A 15,848-nucleotide genomic window follows, 5' to 3' on the forward strand; every position below is an offset into this window, starting at 1 on the left:
TCAAGCCACCTCCAGGCTCAGCTGCGATTCGACGATCTGGCGGTACGTCTCGTTCGACTCGACGAGTTCGTCGTGCGTTCCGCGACCGACGACGCGGCCGTCGTCCATCACGATGATGCTGTCGGCCTCACGGATGGTCGAGACGCGCTGCGCCACCACGATGACCGCGGCGTCGCCGGTGGAGTCGGCGAGCGCCCGTCTCAGGCGCGCATCCGTCGCTACGTCGAGTGCTGAGAACGAGTCGTCGAAGAGGAACACCTTGGGGTGTGCCACGAGTGCCCGCGCGATGCAGAGTCTTTGCCTTTGCCCGCCCGACACGTTTGTGCCGCCCTGGGCGACGCGCTCATCGAGGCCCTTGTCTTTAGCGCGCACGAACCCTTCGGCCTGGGCGACGCGCAGCGCCTCCCACAGGTCGTCGTCGGTCGCATCCGGACGCCCGAATCGCAGATTCGACGCGATGGTGCCCGAGAAGAGGTAGGGCCGCTGCGGCACGAGGCCGAGCACTCCCGCCAACTGCTCCCGGCTGAGACCGTCGACCGCGACGCCGCCGATGCGCACCTGCCCGCTCTGCGGAGTGAAGAGGTTGGCGATCACTGACACCAAGGTCGACTTGCCCGAGCCGGTCGATCCGACGATCGCGGTGACCTCACCCGGCTGCGCCACGAACGACACATCGTTGAGCACCGGCTTCTCCGCTCCCGGGTAGCCGAACGTGACGTTCTGCACCTCGACGAGTCCGTTCGCCGGCACCGGCCCTGCACCCGCGCCTGCCTTCGCCGAGGAGCGCGCGCTGAGCACCTCTTCGATGCGCTCGGCGCAGACCATCGCGCGAGGGATCATCATCGCCATGAACACACCCATCATGACGGCGACGAGGATCTGCAGCAGATACTGCAGGAAAGCCGTCAGGGCGCCGATCTGGATGTCGCCCGCGTCGACGCGGTGCCCGCCGAACCAGAGCACCGCGACGGTCGCCACGTTCAGGATGAGCATGATGATCGGGAACATGAGCACGAACACGTTGCCGACCCGAACCGAGATCTGCGTCAAGGCTGCGTTCGCGTCGTCGTAGCGCTTGCTCTCGAACTTCTCGCGCACGAAGGCGCGAATCACGCGGATGCCGACGATCTGCTCACGGATGACGCCGTTCACGCCGTCGATGCGCTCCTGCATGATGCGGAACATCGGCAGAAGCAGCCAGACCAGGATGCCGACCACGACGAACAGCACGGCGACCGAAACCCAGATCAGCCACGACAGTCCCGCGTCGACGCGCACCGCGAAGATGATGCCGGCGATGCACATGATCGGCGTCGAGACCATGAAGTTGAACGTCATCAGCAGGAGCATCTGCACCTGCTGCACGTCGTTGGAGTTGCGCGTGATGAGCGTCGGCATCCCCCACCGGGCGAGGTCGAGCGACGGCAGCGCGTCGACCTTGCGGTAGAAGGACCGACGGATGTCTTTGCCGGCCGACATCGAGGCGCGCGCCCCGAAGTAGGTGGCCGCGACGGCCGCGATCACCTGAATGAAGCAGACGATCAGCATCATGCCGCCGGTGCGCCAGATGAAGTCGGGGTCACCTTTCACGACGCCTTTGTCGATGATGTCGGCGTTGAGGGTCGGCAGATAGAGCGCGGCCATGGTCGCGATCAGCTGGAGCAGGACCACGGCGGTGACCGATCGCCAGTACGGGCGCACGAAGCGCAGCGATAAACGAAGCAGAGTCACGATTGCCCCCGAAGCGGTGTGTGAATGTGAGTGCCGGACGGATCCGGAAGACGGCTGCCCTCCGCGCCGGCGATACCTCCGGCCACGGCGCTGTCGGCGAGCGCCCGACCAGCATAGACGCAACCGGGGACGGCCAGAAGGGATGCATACGCCCGCATCGAGTAGCGGCGTCGATCCCTCCGAGGCGTCCCCTCTTGAGAACCGGTCGGTGAACGCGATAGCCTGACCGGCTCAGCACAGGAGGCGCACGTGTCGACGATCTATCCAGGGCTCGTTCCCGTCGGGCTGAGGACCACCGAGTTCGTCCTCCGCCCGATCACCGCCGACGACGCGGAGAAGGATCACGCGGCGCTGATGGAGACGCGCGAGGAGCTTCGGCTCTGGGAGCAGTCGACATGGCCCGAAGACGACTTCACCGTGGAGGCGAACCGCGCCGACCTCGCCGGCCTCGCTGAACGTCATGCCGACCGTCGCGCGTTCACCTACACCGTGCTCGCACCTGACGAGAACGAATGCCTCGGTTGCGTCTACGTCTTTCCGACGGGCGCATCGTTTCTCGCCAAGTCCGCCGTGACCGCCGTCGGCGACGACGAGTGGGCCGACGTCGATGTCGTCGTCTACGTCTGGGTTCGTCGCACTCAGATGAAGAAGGGACTGGATGATCGGCTCCTCGCCGCTCTTCGGGCCTGGTTCGCCGACGAGTGGAAGGTGAACCGTGCCGTTTTCGTCACGAACGAGCAGTTCACGCAGCAGGTGGACCGCATCCGCCGCACGGATCTGATCCTGAAGTTCGAGCTGGTCGAACCGGGCAAGCCGGGCACGTACCTCGTCTACGGCTGAGGAGCGACGACCACGGGCACTCCTACCACGGAGCGAGAGTGCCGTCCCACGACCACAGGCGCCCGGTCGGGCCGTCGTCAGGAAGCAGCGCGAGACGAACGGCGCCCTGGGCGGCTTCCGCCGGATCGCCTCCCACGGTCATGTCGGGAAACAGGTTCGTGCGGCGCAAGCCCGGCGCGAGAGCATTCACTTTGAACGTCTCGCCGAGCGCCTGCGCGACCAGGAGCGTCACGGCGTTCACCGCGGTCTTCGAACTCCTGTAAGCGAGGCCAGCGCCCTGCACGCGCTCCCAATCGAACTGCGGGTTCGGGCCGCTGTTCCACGTCAACGATCCCGTACCGCTGGAGATGTTGACGATTCGCGGATGCGCTGACCGGCGAAGCGCTGGAAGGAACTGCTGGGTCACCGCGACAAGACCGAACACATTCGTCTCATAGGCCTGTCGCAGTTGCTCGAGCGTGGTGTCGACGATGTCTTCGCTTCCCGGGTTGATGCCGGCGTTGTTGACCAGGATGTCGAGCTCGCCGATCTGCTCGGCCGCAGACGCCACCGAGCCGGTGTCTGTCACGTCGAGCTGCACGGCCTGGGCAGCAGGGCCGAGCTTTTCCACCGCCGCTCGTCCTTTCTCCAGGTCACGGGCGCCGATCCAGACGTCGACTCCGTTGTCGACCAATTGCCGGGCTACTGCGAAGCCGATGCCGCTGTTGCCCCCGGTGACCAACGCGACAGGGCGACGCTCCCCAGAGGAGGGACCGACGGAGGCTTCTCCTTGATTCGACATGATTTCTCCAACTCCAACTCCAACGCTTTGGTTGGAATATTAGACCCCCTCGTCCGTTCTTTCAACTCGGCCTCGCTACTCTGGGAAAGTGGCATGGGATGTTGAGGGCACGCGGCGAAAACTGCTGGACGCAGCACTGGTCGAGTTCTCCGATCGGGGCTTCGACGGCGCGACGGTCGCATCCATCGCGGTGCGCGCCGGCGTGAACAAGGAGCGCCTCTACAGCTACTTCGGCGACAAGCGCGCTCTCTGGGATCTCGTGCTGGGCACCGAGCTGGAGCGTCTCGCCTCCGCCGTGCGACTCACCGGCGTCGGGCTCGACGACATCGGCGCTTTCGCCGGGGCGACCTTCGACTATCACGCGAGCCATCCGCGACTGGGGCGCCTTCTGCAATGGGAAGGACTCCAAGGGGGCGCACCGGCCGACGAATCGGGCCGCTCGGAGCACTACCGGCAAAAGGTGGAGTGGATCGCCGCCGCCCAGAAAGACGACACACTCGATCGTGGGCTCGACCCCGCCCACCTGGCATTCGCCCTCATCGCCTTGGCGGCCTGGTGGCAGACCGTTCCGCAACTCGCGGAAATGATCACCGGCGCGGGGCCGGACGACGAAGCCGAGCGCGCACGCCGCCGCGAGTTCGTCGTCGAAGCTGCGCGGCGACTAGCCGCACCGCGCAGCGCCTAGCACCGAGGAGCGCGGGGACTCCCCGAATACAAGCCGAGCTTCGAACGGTCAGCGACGCGTCGTCGACGCCAGCCCGGCGATCTCCTGCCCGGATCGAACCGCATCCGTCTCGGCATCCTGCTTGAACTCGGCGGCCACGTCGACGAAAGCATCGAGCGCAGGATTCACACCGACAAGGGTGAACGGGCGCTGCACGACGCGCAAATCGAGGCCCCAGACATCTTCGAGCACGCGACGCAGCCACCCGGTGGAGTGATCCCATCCTTCCTTCGGCGAGCCGGGCAGGTAGTTTCCGCCGAGAACGGTGACCAGGGTCGCGGGCTTGCCGTTGAGTGCGGTGCCGCGAGGGTCGATGCGGGGATCGGTGTAGGCGAGATCGAACCAGGTCTTGAAGTGCTGGGAGACCCCGTAGTTGTAGAGCGGAACGGCGAAGACCAGCGCATCGGCTGCGATCAGCTCGTCGGCGATCTCGGTGGCGAGGGCCCGGGCAGAGCGCTGACGATCCGATCGTTCGGCCTCCTCGACGAAGCCCGAGGTAACGACATCTGCCCACGCGGTGGCCGGCACCGGCTCGACGGCGAGGTCGCGCCGCACCACATCCGAGTGCGGGTGGGTCGAGAGCCACTCGGCCTCGACGAGGTCGGCCAATGACCGGCTCGCCGACGTCGACGGCAGGATGCTGGCATCAAGGCGGAACAGCTGCATGATATCTCCGATCGTGTTTAAAGAGTTACTCACAAAAACAGAGTAACTTCGAAGACTCTAGCACTTGTTACGATGGAGTCATGGCATCGATCGACGAGGAGCACCGCACCTGCGACGCGGCCGTGACTCTGGCGTTCTCCGTGCTGGGCAAGCGCTGGAATGGCATGATCGTGTCGGCCCTCGGCAACGGCGCCACCACCTTCGGCGGCCTGCGAAACGCGGTGCCCGGCATCAGTGACGCCGTGCTCTCCGACCGTCTCGCCGAGCTCACGGATGTCGGACTCGTCGTTCGCGCCGTCTCCCCCGGCCCGCCCGTCGCCGTGTCGTACACCCTGGCCGACGCCGGCGACCGGCTTCTGCCCATCCTCGATCAGCTCGGGCGCTGGGCGTCCGGCAACCTTGCGGCGAACGCGCCCTCGTTGCGCGACTAAGCCGGCACTGAAAAACGGATGTCGCGACCGACGCCGAATGCAGGCACTCCTGTCCGTGCTGGAAAAAGCAGGAATGGAGAAGCACGGCGCCGGGCCGAGTTCTAGATTGGTCGCAATACCGATACGGAAGAGGACCCATGGCCACCACATTCAGCAAAGAAGAGAAGGCTGCCATCAAGGCCGCCGTCGCCGAGCAGAAGGCAGCACAGGAGGGCGCGGATGCCGCCGCGGCCTGCGACGCCGCGATCGCCGCAATGACGGGAACCGACAAGGAACTCGCCGAGGCGTTCCACCAGCTCGTCGCCGAGAACACGTCGCTGTCGGCGAAGACCTGGTACGGGATGCCCGCCTACGCCGATGCCGACGGCAAGGTCGTCGTCGCCTTCAAGCCGGGCTCCAAGTTCAAGATCCGCTACGCGACGATCGAGTTCCAGCAGGCAGCGCAGCTCGACGACGGCGCCGTGTGGCCGGTCGGCTTCGCGATCACCGGGATGGGCGACGCCGACAAGGAGCGCATCGCCCAGATCCTCAGAACCGCCGTCGGCCGCAAGTAGCGGCTAGCGCAGACGCGCCCCCGTGTGACACACTCTCCCTCGTGATCCGTTAGCAGCGATTCCCCTCCTCCCCACGACCGTGGGTGAGTCGATCGATCCTGCAAACAAGGGATATCCATGTCATCTTCAGATCACACCACCACCGCGCGCGCGTTCACCATCACCGACGTGACCGTGCCCGACAGTGTCGCATCGCCGGATGCCGGCGACTTCATCGGCATGGCAGAGGTGAGAAGCACGGTCGAGGCCGAGCAACGAGGCGTTGCCACAGAGTTCGTCACGCCCGAGGAGCTGTTGCCGAGCTGGAAGGACAACAACGTTCCCATGGCGGGACTCGTCGCCAAGGTCGGTGAGCGAGTCGTCGCCCGGGGCAGCCTCGCCTTGCCGCTCGACGCCGGCGAGTGCTGGGCAGCGGTGGGAGTGCTGCCTGAACATCGAGGGCGCGGAATCGGCTCGGCCCTCTACGAACGACTCGAAGGGATGGCGCGGGCGGCGGGTCGCACGACCGTCCAGAACCAGACCAGCTTCCCCGCGGGCGTCGGCGGCGACAGCATCCTCCCGCCCACCGGCTTCGGGTCAGTGCCGAACGATCTCGGTTCGACCCGCTTTCTTCGGCGCTACGGTTTCTCCCTCGAACAGGTGGGCCGCTTGAGCACCCTCCCGTTGCCTGTGGATTCCGGGATGTTCTCGTCGCGCCTCGATGAGGCGACGACCGCCGCCGCGGGCTATCGAACAGTGACCTGGAAGGGCCGCACACCCGAGCAGTGGGTCGACGGCATGGCGCTCCTGCGAACCCGGATGAGCACGGACGCTCCGAACGCCGGAATCGAGCAGACCGTGGATGTTTGGACGGCCGAGCGCGTTCGCGCCGTCGACGACCTCTGGGCCGAGAGCCCCCGGGTCCTGCTGATGACAGCCGCTCTCCACGAGGCAACGGGACAGCTCGCCGGGTACACCGAGCTCGATGTGCCGGCGGATCCGCAGCGTCCGGTCGAGCAGGTGGACACCCTGGTGATCGAGGAGCACAGGGGCCGCCGACTCGGCATGCTGCTCAAGCTGACGAACCTGCGCGAACTGGCGGCGCGATTCCCCGACAGCAGCTCCGTGGAGACGGTGAACGCCGAGGACAACCGGTACATGCTCGACGTGAACGAAGCCGTCGGATTCGCGCCGCTCTGCTACTCCGCCCGGTGGAAGAAGAAGCTCGCGGTGTGATCACCCGTTGTCGCTCACAGCGGCGTCGCCGACCAGCGCCCTGAGGTTCGCTTCGAGGTTCGCGAGTTCTGTCGGCCCGATCTGGGCTTCCCACTTCTTTCGGGCGTCGTCCAGGATCGCTTCTCCCTGGGCCATCACGTCGACGCCACGGCTCGTCAACTCGAGCCGCTTGCGCCGACCGTCGCCGGGATCTGGCGCACTGACGACATAGGCGCGTTCGAGCAGCACCGCGATGGTCTTTGCGGCGGCCTGCTTCGACACCGAGGTACGCCGCCCGAGCTCAGACGCGCTGTCGGCACCCGCCGCGATCGCTCGGAGCGCGAACTCGTGGACCGGCCGGAAGTCGGGGTGTCCGCGCGATGCGAGTTCTGCCGTCGCGGCATCCACCAGCGACCGGTATCCGCCGAGCAGCAGGAGGGCGAGACCGGCGCCGGTGCGAGACATGGCACAAGTATAAGACGGGGCTTGATATCGACAACACGGTTGTCTATAGTCGGTTAGACAACCGCGTTGTCGATTTGAGGAGAGCGAAGAATGACAGTCATCACCCCGACAGGTGCCACCATTCCGGCCGTCACCCATCACCGGGCTCAGGTGAACGGGACCGAACTGCACTACGTCGCCGCAGGCGCGAGCGGACCGCCGATCCTCCTCGTCCATGGCTTCCCCGAGACGTGGTGGGCGTTCCGTGGACTCATTCCACGTCTCGCCGCCCAGCATCGCGTCTACGCGGTCGACCTTCGAGGCTTCGGCGACTCCGCCGTCGCTGACGAGAACCACTCTGCTGCCGCCGCCACCGATCTGGGTGCCCTGATCGAACTCCTGGCTGTCGGGCCGATGCACGTGGTCGGGCAGGACCTCAGCGGCGGTGTCGTGTACCGCCTTGCTGCCACCCACCCGGAACACGTCATCAGCCTGACGGCGGTCGAGTCCGGTCTGGCGGGATTCGGCGCCGAACGACTTGCCGACGTCACCGAGGGCGGCGCCTGGTACATCGGCGCGCTTGCGGCTCCGGGTATCGACCGACTGCTGTTCGAGAAAGAAGCCGCGGCCTTCATCGGGGAGTACTTGTATCCCTTGTACGGCGTTCCAGCCACCGCCGTCGGGCCCGCCGACAGCTCTGAATTCGCCCGCACCTACGGCAGGAATGGCGGATTCTCCGGCGCCGCGGCCCTCTATCGCGGCATGCTCACCGAGGGTGCCGAGCTACGCGCGCTCGCCGAGCAACGCCCACTTCGAATGCCGGTCACAGCCATCGGGTCCCGCGGGGGCGGCTTCACCCAGGCAGCGTTCGGCGCCGTTAGCGTGGAAGGAGCGACTGGCATTCAGCTCGACGGCGTCGGCCACTACGTCGCGCAGGAAGCCCCACACAGGTTGGCGGAGGCACTCATCGAGGTGTTTGCCCGACTCTAGGGATGCGTATCCGTCACCGATATCGGAATACGATTCAGGACGTGCGGCAACTGTTTCCCGGGGCGGTGTTTCTGCTCGTCTCGCATCGCGCCACCGAGGAGCCGATTCATGGTGCGTCGAAAGGACGACGATGACGACCAGCCCTGGTCTGGCCCGCAAACTCGGCACCACGGACGCCGTGGTGATCGGGCTCGGTTCGATGATCGGCGCCGGGATCTTCGCCTCCTTCGCGCCCGCTGCCGCCGCCGCGGGCGCGGGCCTGCTGATCGGGTTGGCGATCGCGGCGATCGTCGCCTATTGCAATGCGACCGCGTCGGCGCAACTCGCCGCCCAATACCCGACATCGGGCGGCACCTACATCTACGGGCGTGAACGCCTCGGCGAGTGGGCCGGATTCATGGCGGGCTGGAGCTTCGTGATCGGCAAGACCGCGAGTTGCGCGGCAATGGCGCTGACGTTCGCCGCCTATGCAGCCCCCGCGGGCTGGGGGAAACCGATTGCGGTCGTGGCAGTGCTGGCTCTCGCCGCAGTGAACTATTTCGGGGTCACCCGAACCGCTACGCTGACACGCTTCATCGTCGTGATCGTGCTGGCCGTGCTCGCCCTCGTGGTGGCTGTCGGCCTCACATCGGGAGACCCCGCCGGCCACGACCTCAGCCAGGGACTCTTTGCCGATGGGCCGTACGGCATTCTGCAGTCGTCGGGCCTCCTGTTCTTCGCGTTCGCCGGTTACGCGAGGATCGCGACGATGGGCGAAGAGGTCAAGAACCCCCAACGCACCATCCCGCGCGCGATCACCACCGCTCTCTTCATCACCCTCGTGGTGTACGCGGTCATCGCCGTCACTGTGCTGCTCGTCGTCGGGCCGGAAACGCTCGCCACTTCCGCGGCACCGCTCGTCGACGTCGTGACCGCGGCGAACGCCGGCTGGGCATCACCGATCGTTCGGGTCGGTGCAGCCCTGGCCGCACTGGGAGCGCTCCTGGCTCTCGTCGCTGGTGTGGGCCGGACGACCCTCGCGATGGCCCGCAACCGAGACCTCCCGGGCTGGCTGGCCGCCGTGCACCCGAGGCACAAGGTTCCGCACCACGCCGAGATCACCCTCGCCATCATCGTCAGCGCCCTCATTCTCACCGTCGATCTGCGCGGTGCGATCGGGTTCTCCTCGTTCGGCGTGCTGCTCTACTACTTCATCGCCAACGTCTCGGCCTTCACTCAGACCAAGCCACAGCGCCGATACCCGAAGGTGCTCCAAGTCCTCGGTGCAGCCGGATGCCTCCTCCTGGTCGCCACCCTGCCGATCACCGCGATCGTCGCCGGCATCATCGTCGTCGCAGTCGGGATCGGCTATCGGCTGATCCGGCTCCGCACCCAGTGATTTATCGGGATTCGAGCCCCATTCGAAGCGGAGACGAGCCAGACCTGAGCACGCCCACTACTCCGTTTTGCTAGTCAATTTAACTAGTTGTTTTGCGCGCTTACTCGCCGTAGAACGCTTATATGAAGAACGACGACGAGCGCGCCGCGCTGCCTCCCGGGCCCGACTTCGCCTACGGCGGCTACCGTGTCAGGCTCGAGCCCGAGCACGGCGAAACCGGCCGCTGGCGGGTCCTCGACGATGAGCGCTACTACGGGCTGATCGCAGCGGCGGACCCGGTCAAGGGCGAGCCGGAGGTGCACTTCGCGGTGCATTTCCCGGGTGAGGAAGACATCCCACCGATCAAGGTCGCGCCGCTGTGGACGACGGCGGTGGAGTTCCTCCTGGACGCGGGAGAGGGAGAACCGTTGTGGGGCCTCCCCGAGGACCGCACCGCGCCGCACCCGATCGTGATCGACGGCACGGAACCGACACCTACCGTCTGACCGCACCGCGATGAACGTGGAGTCGACAGGTCTGGTCGACGGTGGCGCCGGGGCTAGCGGTGTAGTGCAGTCTCCCGTTTCATACGCGACAGCTTTTCAGGATTGCGCACGGCGTAGAGCCCGGAGATGACGCCGTGGTCGACGCGCACCGCGATAACGGTGTTGATCTCGCCATCCAGGCTGACAACAAGGGCCGGGTAGCCATTGACGTGCGTCGGCTGCAGCGATGCCGCGGCAGCGATCCTGCCCAGCACGGAGGCAACTTCGCTGGCACCCACCACGGGCGATAGTGCGGCCTGCACGACTCCACCGCCATCTCCCAGGAAGACGACATCCGGCGCGAGGATGTCGAGCAGGTTCTGCAGGCGGCCGGTTGTGACCGCCCGTCTGAACGCGTCGAGCACGTCTCGGGTCTCGGCGACGGATACGGCCACACGAGGTCGGCGTGCAGCGACGTGCGCCCGTGCCCGGTGGGCGATCTGACGGACGGCGGTCGAGCTCTTGTCGATGGCTTCGGCGATCTCGTCGTACTCGAGGCCGAACACCTCGCGAAGCACGAACACCGCACGCTCGTTGGGAGTGAGTGTCTCGAGCACGAGCAGCATCGCCATCGAGACGCTTTCGGCGAGTTCGACATCCTCGGCCACGTCGGGCGCGGTCAGCAGCGGCTCTGGGAGCCAGGGACCGACATAGGACTCTTTGCGACGGCTGAGGGTTCGCAGCCGGGTGAGCGACTGACGGGTGGCGATCTGGACCAGATACGCGCGCCGATTCTGCACGGTATCGAGGTCGACGCCGGCCCACCTCAGCCACGTCTCCTGGAGAACGTCCTCCGCATCGGCGGCGGAGCCGAGCATCTCATAGGCGACGGTGAACAGCAGATTGCGGTGCTCGAGAAATGCCTCCGTTGCCGAATCCGCGCGACGGCTCATGCTTCCGCTATGACTTTCGAGCACCGACTCCGAGCCGTCGACCATGGATTACTCCTTTTCACTCTGTAACTGTCTCATCCATGAGACGCCGCCAGGTCCCACCTCGTGACACGAGCACGGTATGTCGCACGCCACAAAAGCGGTGATGTCACGGAGACGGGGCCACCGGCGTCTCATGGTCGTAAAGCCGTCGTGATCCGCCCGGAACGCGACTTCACGCACAACTCCAATAGTGAGGACGAAAGTCATGGACACGCGTTTCAACATGATCGGCAACGAGCTCGGCGCCAAGTTCTTCAAGCGGTTCGGCACCGCCAGCCTGGTGATCAGCCAATCAGCGCTTCCGAAAACCGTCCAGGATCTGGTGCAGTTGCGCGCCAGCCAGATCAACGGCTGCGGCTGGTGCGTCGACGTCCATACGAAGGAAGCGACGGCCGCCGGCGAAACCCCTGTGCGGCTCAACCTGGTCGCAGCCTGGCGTCACGCATCGGTGTACACCGATGCCGAACGGGCCGCCCTGGCACTCACTGAGGAAGGCACCCGGCTCGCCGACGGCAACCACGGCGTATCCGACGACACGTGGGCCCAGGTGCGCACGCACTACAGCGACGACCAGATCGCGGCGCTGGTCTGCCTGGTCGCACAAATCAACGCAGCCAATCGGCTCGGCGTGATCCTGAACATGGCGGGGGGCTCCCCCCAGCCCAGCACGCTGACCACTGCGGCAAGCCGAATCGCAGACTGATCGCTCACGAGCGATGCCGAGCGACGTTGATCACGTGCCCATCCGGGCTCCGGACGAAGAAGCGACGGATACCCCACGGTTCGTCGGTGAGCGGGTGCACGATCTCGTAGCCACGTCGTTGCGCTTCCTCATACGCGGCGTCGACATCATCGACCTTGATGGTCATGACGGAGTCCTCTGGTGCCGTCGCATCTCGGGTCACGACTTGGACGCTCGCGCCCGATTCCGGGGAGGTGAAGCGGGCAACCCACCCTTGGTTCATTCCGACTTCGGTCAGCCCGAGGAACCCGAAGAACTCCCTCGCCCGCTCGACGTCGTCGGTGTGCAGATTGGTGATGGTCTCTACCGCCTTCATCGTCCAAGTCTGACACCGCAGTCGTGCCCGCGCTGGTATGCGAGAGCACGAATGCGTCGCAGGCCCATCCCTCACCGGGCGCCCTGCTCCAGTTCTCAGGTAGCGATGCCGAGGCTGAAGTGGGCCATCGCAGGGGGCAACGAACCCCTCGGACTCATCCACTTGCGGAGGGCAAGTCATTCGTGGACCGGGTGTCGGAGGAAACGCCTAGCCACGGGTGGGTGCAGCTATATCCCGAGCGGCACCCGCGAGCGGCGCGGACCACTATGCAGGATCCCTCGAGAACTCCGAACAGTTCGATGAGAGCGTGAGCAGGTCAAGGCAGGGTATGGTCGTTCGGCGCGATGCTAGGTTGTGCGGATGACGTCGGCATCGATTCTCGCGTTCGCCGGACTCTGCATGCTCCTCGCCCTCGCTCCAGGCCCCGATACATTTCTGGTGCTGAGATACAGCCTGGCTCGACGACGCGCCGGTATCGCAGCGTCTGTGGGGTCTGCACTCGGCTCTCTCGTGTGGGCAGGAGCCGTGGCGTTCGGGCTTGCGGCAATTCTGGAAAATTCGGCGGAGGCGTACCGCGTGATCAAGATCATTGGCGGCCTGTATCTCGTCTACTTGGGGGTCAGTGCCTTCCTCGCTTCCAGAAAAGGTGGGGGGATGCTTGAATCGGCCCCGACGCAAGTCCGAACCGGATCAAGCCTGGTGGCTGGCCTCATCTCGTGCCTTCTCAATCCCAAAGTCGGCCTGTTCTTCTTGGCCGTGGCTCCGCAGTTCATCCCTGAGAACAGTGCGTCCGTGGAGAACACCCTGCTGCTGGGAGCGATCGACGCAGGTGTGGCACTCGTCTATCTGACCGCGGTTGCGTTTCTGGCCTCGTGGGCGGTCGTGTGGCTGCGTCGGCCGCGGGTCACCAAGATGCTTGAGCGCACTTCGGCCGCGGTGCTGGGACTGCTCGGCGTCGCAACCGTGGCCACGAGCGCAGGAGAATAGATCGCGCGTATTCGTCTGCAGGCCAATCTAGGCTCAGTCACGCGCCGAGCGGCCTCGAAGTACCGTAGTCCGTCAGGAGAGCAAAGTGTGGGCTCCAATAGCCCGAACCGGAAGCAATACCACTCATCCTGACCCACGGCTATCCAGGATCCGTCGCCGAGTGGATCTGATCAGCCCTCTCACCCGATCCGACGTGGCGCGGCCTGTCGAGCATGATCGAGTTCGATCTTGCCATCCCGTCGCTCCCAGGATTCTCCCGGCCAGGGCCAACCCAGAACTCCGGATGAGGACCACACCGGATCGCCCTGGCCGCTCGGCGGCCCGACTTCGCTGACCCGGGAATTCAGAACCTCGCAGCAATCCTCGCCGAAACATCCTCAGCGCGACTCGCCGCTAAGACCGGATCCACCTCGACCGCATCCCCATAGAGGGACCTTCGGGATGCGAGAGGTCGTAAGCGCGGGAGACCTTCGCTGGGACGACCATGCGCCACGCATCGACGACGAGCTCGCGGGCCTCGGTCGGATCCAGAGCCGCAAGATCGGCGTGGACCCAGTTGAAGCGCAGGTCGGTCTTCGACGGCACCTGGAACTTGTGTGGATCGCTCGCGACTAGCGCTGCCCGCTGCTCCCGCGGGAAGGCGAACCCCATCACCCTCTCGTCGAGCGAGAACGCGACGTAGACCATCTGACCGACGCGGTACTTCAATCGCCCCCGAACATAGGCATGGTAGGAGCGCTCCAACTCTGCGCCCAGCGGTCGGACGTCATCGATGACTGCCATGTTTCAGAATCCGTAGGACGTGTTCGACACGGAGAGCTCCGTGATCGGGAGGCGCACCGGGGTGCGGCGATTGTGCCGCCCTCTCGGGCTCTCCTCAGGGCGGCTATTCCGGAAGCGAAAGCAATTACGGAGAGCGGCCGCTTTTACCCGTGAAAACTGACCACTCGGATGCTCCATTCTCAACCTGCCGATTGGTTGCGGCGGCGGAGGAGGTACATGGACTCAGCCGTGTTGCCGGAAAGTTGGATGGCGCACTCGTATGATTCCTGGGCATTCCGCCTCTGGCCCAGACGGCGCCGGAGGTCCGCGCGCGTCGCATGGAAGGCGTGGTAGTTGTTCAGCGTCTCCTCGAGACGGTCAACCATCGCGAGCGCTACTTCCGGACCATCAACCTCGGCAACCGCTATCGCTCGGTTGAGTGCAACGATCGCCGACGGATCTAGCCTGATCAGTTGGTCGTAGAGGGCCAGGACCTGTGCCCAGTCGGTGTCGCGCGCATCGCGGGCGGAGGTGTGCACTGCGTTGATCGCGGCAAGTATTTGATAACGCCCAGGAAGCATACCTGCATTCACGCGTTCACGAACGATTGAATGCCCTTCTGCGATCAGTGCCCGATTCCAGGCACCTCGATCCTGTTCGTCGATGGTGACCAGCTCACCGCTCGCTGAAATTCGTGCGGGACGGCGCGCTTCGATGAGGAGCATCATTGCCAGTAATCCGGCCACCTCGCCGTCCTCTGGCATCAGATCTCGGATCAGGCGCACAAGTCGAATGGCCTCTGCCGTGAGATCGTCCCTCACCGGGTCGGAGTCGGAGCTCGTCGCCAGGTAGCCCTCGTTAAAGACAAGGAACAGCACGGCCAGGACACCCGAGATGCGCTCCGGGAGATCGCCCGAGGACGGCAGCTTGAATGGGATGCGGGCCTGCCTGATCTTGGCCTTGGCGCGGGTGATTCTGCGTCCCATTGCCGCTTCTTGCACGAGAAAGGCGCGCGCGAGTTCATTCACTGTGAGACCGCCGACCATGCGGAGCGTGAGAGCCACCCGGCTCTCCATCGCGAGAACCGGGTGGCAACAGGTGAAGATCAGCCGCAGTCGGTCGTCATCGATCGCACCCCGCGAACGGACGGTCCCGTTGTCGGCAATCATCATCGCTTCTATCTGCTTGCTGTCGCGTCTGTTCTCACGACGGATCAGGTCGATTGCTTTGCGGATCGCTGTGGTCGTCAGCCAGCCGGCGGGGTTCGGCGGGACGCCGTCGATGGGCCATCGCTTGACCGCGATGGCGAATGCCTCGCTTGCGGCCTCTTCGGCGATATCGAGGCTGCCGAACCTCCTGGCTGCGGTCGCAACCAGGCGGGCCCACTCTTCGCGGTGGGCCTGAGTGATCACATTCTCGACACTGCTCACTCCTGCAGAACCGGCCATATCTCGACTTTGCGATTGCACGCCTTGGATCCATCGCCGGCGATCCGTAGTGCGATATCGAGGTCAGCAGCCTCGATGATCCAGAAGCCGCCGAGGAACTCCTTCGACTCGGGGAAGGGACCGTCGGTGACCATTGGCGTGTCGCCCCGATTGTCAACCATGGTGGCTGTGTCGGAACCTCCAAGTGCCCCTGCGAAAACCCAGTGGCCTTGCGCCTGCAGCTGCTCGTTGAATTCATCGATCGCGGTCGCTTCGGCGGAACCTGCCGATCCATCGCAGTCCGCGGCTTTCGACACATCGTCATCGATTACGGAAATCAGATACTGCATGTCAATTCCTTTTCTCTCGGGGCTCCCGCCCGCTCTTAGTACGGGCGGTTTCGCCGTGGGCGCACACCATCC

Annotated in this window: 19 protein-coding genes and 1 pseudogene; 11 read left to right on the forward strand and 9 right to left on the reverse strand. The window is 65.2% G+C overall.

What is annotated here, in order from left to right; translation table 11 throughout:
- Positions 1-1,731, reverse strand: a complete 1,731-nt coding sequence (locus tag ACFVWR_RS01030) for an ABC transporter ATP-binding protein (RefSeq protein ID WP_387207191.1) — start codon at positions 1,729-1,731, stop codon at positions 1-3.
- A 249-nt stretch (positions 1,732-1,980) separates the two neighbouring features.
- Here ACFVWR_RS01030 and ACFVWR_RS01035 point away from each other — a divergent pair, with 249 nt between their 5' ends.
- Positions 1,981-2,571: a GNAT family N-acetyltransferase gene (locus tag ACFVWR_RS01035; RefSeq protein ID WP_387207192.1), complete on the forward strand. Its 591-nt coding sequence runs from the start codon at positions 1,981-1,983 to the stop codon at positions 2,569-2,571.
- A 22-nt stretch (positions 2,572-2,593) separates the two neighbouring features.
- Here the strand turns inward: ACFVWR_RS01035 and ACFVWR_RS01040 are convergent, their stop codons facing one another.
- Positions 2,594-3,352, reverse strand: coding sequence for an SDR family NAD(P)-dependent oxidoreductase (locus ACFVWR_RS01040; RefSeq protein WP_387207193.1), 759 nt, complete (start codon positions 3,350-3,352; stop codon positions 2,594-2,596).
- An 88-nt stretch (positions 3,353-3,440) separates the two neighbouring features.
- Between ACFVWR_RS01040 and ACFVWR_RS01045 the strand changes: the two genes are divergently transcribed.
- A complete protein-coding gene (locus tag ACFVWR_RS01045; RefSeq protein ID WP_387207194.1) occupies positions 3,441-4,037 on the forward strand; it encodes a TetR family transcriptional regulator in 597 nt (198 codons plus the stop codon).
- Between the two features lie 48 nt (positions 4,038-4,085).
- On the opposite strand, the gene ACFVWR_RS01050 is transcribed toward ACFVWR_RS01045, so the two are convergent.
- Positions 4,086-4,742 (reverse strand): FMN-dependent NADH-azoreductase, encoded by a 657-nt coding sequence (locus ACFVWR_RS01050; protein ID WP_387207440.1) that lies wholly within the window; start codon positions 4,740-4,742, stop codon positions 4,086-4,088.
- A gap of 80 nt (positions 4,743-4,822) precedes the next feature.
- Between ACFVWR_RS01050 and ACFVWR_RS01055 the strand changes: the two genes are divergently transcribed.
- From ACFVWR_RS01055 to ACFVWR_RS01065, 3 genes are all read left to right on the forward strand, one after another.
- Positions 4,823-5,173 carry a winged helix-turn-helix transcriptional regulator gene (locus tag ACFVWR_RS01055; RefSeq protein WP_387207195.1) on the forward strand — a complete coding sequence of 117 codons (351 nt, stop codon included), beginning with the start codon at positions 4,823-4,825 and terminating at the stop codon, positions 5,171-5,173.
- A gap of 137 nt (positions 5,174-5,310) precedes the next feature.
- Positions 5,311-5,727 carry a hypothetical protein gene (locus ACFVWR_RS01060; protein ID WP_387207196.1) on the forward strand — a complete coding sequence of 139 codons (417 nt, stop codon included), beginning with the start codon at positions 5,311-5,313 and terminating at the stop codon, positions 5,725-5,727.
- Positions 5,728-5,844: 117 nt separating this feature from the next.
- A complete protein-coding gene (locus ACFVWR_RS01065; RefSeq protein ID WP_387207198.1) occupies positions 5,845-6,942 on the forward strand; it encodes a GNAT family N-acetyltransferase in 1,098 nt (365 codons plus the stop codon).
- Here the strand turns inward: ACFVWR_RS01065 and ACFVWR_RS01070 are convergent, their stop codons facing one another.
- Positions 6,943-7,386 (reverse strand): MarR family winged helix-turn-helix transcriptional regulator, encoded by a 444-nt coding sequence (locus ACFVWR_RS01070; protein ID WP_387207199.1) that lies wholly within the window; start codon positions 7,384-7,386, stop codon positions 6,943-6,945.
- A 90-nt stretch (positions 7,387-7,476) separates the two neighbouring features.
- Here ACFVWR_RS01070 and ACFVWR_RS01075 point away from each other — a divergent pair, with 90 nt between their 5' ends.
- The 3 genes from ACFVWR_RS01075 (at position 7,477) to ACFVWR_RS01085 (ending at position 10,218) form a co-directional block, all read left to right on the forward strand.
- Positions 7,477-8,355 (forward strand): alpha/beta fold hydrolase, encoded by an 879-nt coding sequence (locus tag ACFVWR_RS01075; RefSeq protein WP_387207200.1) that lies wholly within the window; start codon positions 7,477-7,479, stop codon positions 8,353-8,355.
- A gap of 130 nt (positions 8,356-8,485) precedes the next feature.
- Positions 8,486-9,733 (forward strand): APC family permease, encoded by a 1,248-nt coding sequence (locus ACFVWR_RS01080; RefSeq protein ID WP_387207202.1) that lies wholly within the window; start codon positions 8,486-8,488, stop codon positions 9,731-9,733.
- Positions 9,734-9,855: 122 nt separating this feature from the next.
- Positions 9,856-10,218: a hypothetical protein gene (locus ACFVWR_RS01085; RefSeq protein WP_387207203.1), complete on the forward strand. Its 363-nt coding sequence runs from the start codon at positions 9,856-9,858 to the stop codon at positions 10,216-10,218.
- A gap of 53 nt (positions 10,219-10,271) precedes the next feature.
- Here the strand turns inward: ACFVWR_RS01085 and ACFVWR_RS01090 are convergent, their stop codons facing one another.
- Complete coding sequence (locus tag ACFVWR_RS01090) at positions 10,272-11,195, reverse strand: RNA polymerase sigma-70 factor (protein WP_387207204.1); 924 nt, start codon at positions 11,193-11,195, stop codon at positions 10,272-10,274.
- A gap of 202 nt (positions 11,196-11,397) precedes the next feature.
- On the opposite strand from ACFVWR_RS01090, the gene ACFVWR_RS01095 reads away from it, so the two are divergent.
- The gene (locus ACFVWR_RS01095; protein WP_387207206.1) at positions 11,398-11,895 is read left to right on the forward strand and encodes a carboxymuconolactone decarboxylase family protein; all 498 of its coding nucleotides are present in this window, start codon (positions 11,398-11,400) and stop codon (positions 11,893-11,895) included.
- Between the two features lie 4 nt (positions 11,896-11,899).
- On the opposite strand, the gene ACFVWR_RS01100 is transcribed toward ACFVWR_RS01095, so the two are convergent.
- Positions 11,900-12,250 carry a VOC family protein gene (locus ACFVWR_RS01100; protein WP_387207207.1) on the reverse strand — a complete coding sequence of 117 codons (351 nt, stop codon included), beginning with the start codon at positions 12,248-12,250 and terminating at the stop codon, positions 11,900-11,902.
- A 360-nt stretch (positions 12,251-12,610) separates the two neighbouring features.
- Here ACFVWR_RS01100 and ACFVWR_RS01105 point away from each other — a divergent pair, with 360 nt between their 5' ends.
- Complete coding sequence (locus ACFVWR_RS01105; RefSeq protein ID WP_387207208.1) at positions 12,611-13,237, forward strand: LysE family translocator; 627 nt, start codon at positions 12,611-12,613, stop codon at positions 13,235-13,237.
- A gap of 107 nt (positions 13,238-13,344) precedes the next feature.
- Positions 13,345-13,407 (forward strand): annotated as a pseudogene (locus ACFVWR_RS01110) (epoxide hydrolase N-terminal domain-containing protein); the annotation flags it as partial.
- A 223-nt stretch (positions 13,408-13,630) separates the two neighbouring features.
- Here the strand turns inward: ACFVWR_RS01110 and ACFVWR_RS01115 are convergent.
- The 3 genes from ACFVWR_RS01115 to ACFVWR_RS01125 form a co-directional block, all read right to left on the reverse strand.
- Entirely contained in the window at positions 13,631-14,020 is a 390-nt protein-coding gene (locus ACFVWR_RS01115) for a hypothetical protein (protein ID WP_387207209.1), read from the reverse strand.
- A gap of 179 nt (positions 14,021-14,199) precedes the next feature.
- Positions 14,200-15,447 carry an RNA polymerase sigma factor gene (locus ACFVWR_RS01120; RefSeq protein WP_387207211.1) on the reverse strand — a complete coding sequence of 416 codons (1,248 nt, stop codon included), beginning with the start codon at positions 15,445-15,447 and terminating at the stop codon, positions 14,200-14,202.
- Entirely contained in the window at positions 15,426-15,776 is a 351-nt protein-coding gene (locus ACFVWR_RS01125; RefSeq protein ID WP_387207212.1) for a YciI family protein, read from the reverse strand. The genes ACFVWR_RS01120 and ACFVWR_RS01125 overlap by 22 nt, the downstream gene beginning before the upstream one ends.
- Positions 15,777-15,848 lie beyond the last annotated feature (72 nt).

Origin of the sequence: Leifsonia sp. NPDC058292, from assembly GCF_042880955.1 — a bacterium.
Lineage (GTDB): Bacteria > Actinomycetota > Actinomycetes > Actinomycetales > Microbacteriaceae > Leifsonia.

Excerpts from the sequence above, each read along its gene's own strand:
- ACFVWR_RS01060 (WP_387207196.1), top strand. The coding sequence starts at position 5,311 with ATGGCCACCACATTCAGCAAAGAAGAGAAGGCTGCCATCAAGGCCGCC.
- ACFVWR_RS01070 (WP_387207199.1), bottom strand. The coding sequence starts at position 7,386 with ATGTCTCGCACCGGCGCCGGTCTCGCCCTCCTGCTGCTCGGCGGATAC.
- ACFVWR_RS01075 (WP_387207200.1), top strand. The coding sequence starts at position 7,477 with ATGACAGTCATCACCCCGACAGGTGCCACCATTCCGGCCGTCACCCAT.
- ACFVWR_RS01120 (WP_387207211.1), bottom strand. The coding sequence starts at position 15,447 with ATGGCCGGTTCTGCAGGAGTGAGCAGTGTCGAGAATGTGATCACTCAG.
- ACFVWR_RS01080 (WP_387207202.1), top strand. The coding sequence starts at position 8,486 with ATGACGACCAGCCCTGGTCTGGCCCGCAAACTCGGCACCACGGACGCC.
- ACFVWR_RS01105 (WP_387207208.1), top strand. The coding sequence starts at position 12,611 with ATGACGTCGGCATCGATTCTCGCGTTCGCCGGACTCTGCATGCTCCTC.
- ACFVWR_RS01125 (WP_387207212.1), bottom strand. The coding sequence starts at position 15,776 with ATGCAGTATCTGATTTCCGTAATCGATGACGATGTGTCGAAAGCCGCG.
- ACFVWR_RS01100 (WP_387207207.1), bottom strand. The coding sequence starts at position 12,250 with ATGAAGGCGGTAGAGACCATCACCAATCTGCACACCGACGACGTCGAG.
- ACFVWR_RS01050 (WP_387207440.1), bottom strand. The coding sequence starts at position 4,742 with ATGCAGCTGTTCCGCCTTGATGCCAGCATCCTGCCGTCGACGTCGGCG.
- ACFVWR_RS01095 (WP_387207206.1), top strand. The coding sequence starts at position 11,398 with ATGGACACGCGTTTCAACATGATCGGCAACGAGCTCGGCGCCAAGTTC.
- ACFVWR_RS01040 (WP_387207193.1), bottom strand. The coding sequence starts at position 3,352 with ATGTCGAATCAAGGAGAAGCCTCCGTCGGTCCCTCCTCTGGGGAGCGT.
- ACFVWR_RS01065 (WP_387207198.1), top strand. The coding sequence starts at position 5,845 with ATGTCATCTTCAGATCACACCACCACCGCGCGCGCGTTCACCATCACC.
- ACFVWR_RS01090 (WP_387207204.1), bottom strand. The coding sequence starts at position 11,195 with ATGGTCGACGGCTCGGAGTCGGTGCTCGAAAGTCATAGCGGAAGCATG.
- ACFVWR_RS01115 (WP_387207209.1), bottom strand. The coding sequence starts at position 14,020 with ATGGCAGTCATCGATGACGTCCGACCGCTGGGCGCAGAGTTGGAGCGC.
- ACFVWR_RS01085 (WP_387207203.1), top strand. The coding sequence starts at position 9,856 with ATGAAGAACGACGACGAGCGCGCCGCGCTGCCTCCCGGGCCCGACTTC.
- ACFVWR_RS01055 (WP_387207195.1), top strand. The coding sequence starts at position 4,823 with ATGGCATCGATCGACGAGGAGCACCGCACCTGCGACGCGGCCGTGACT.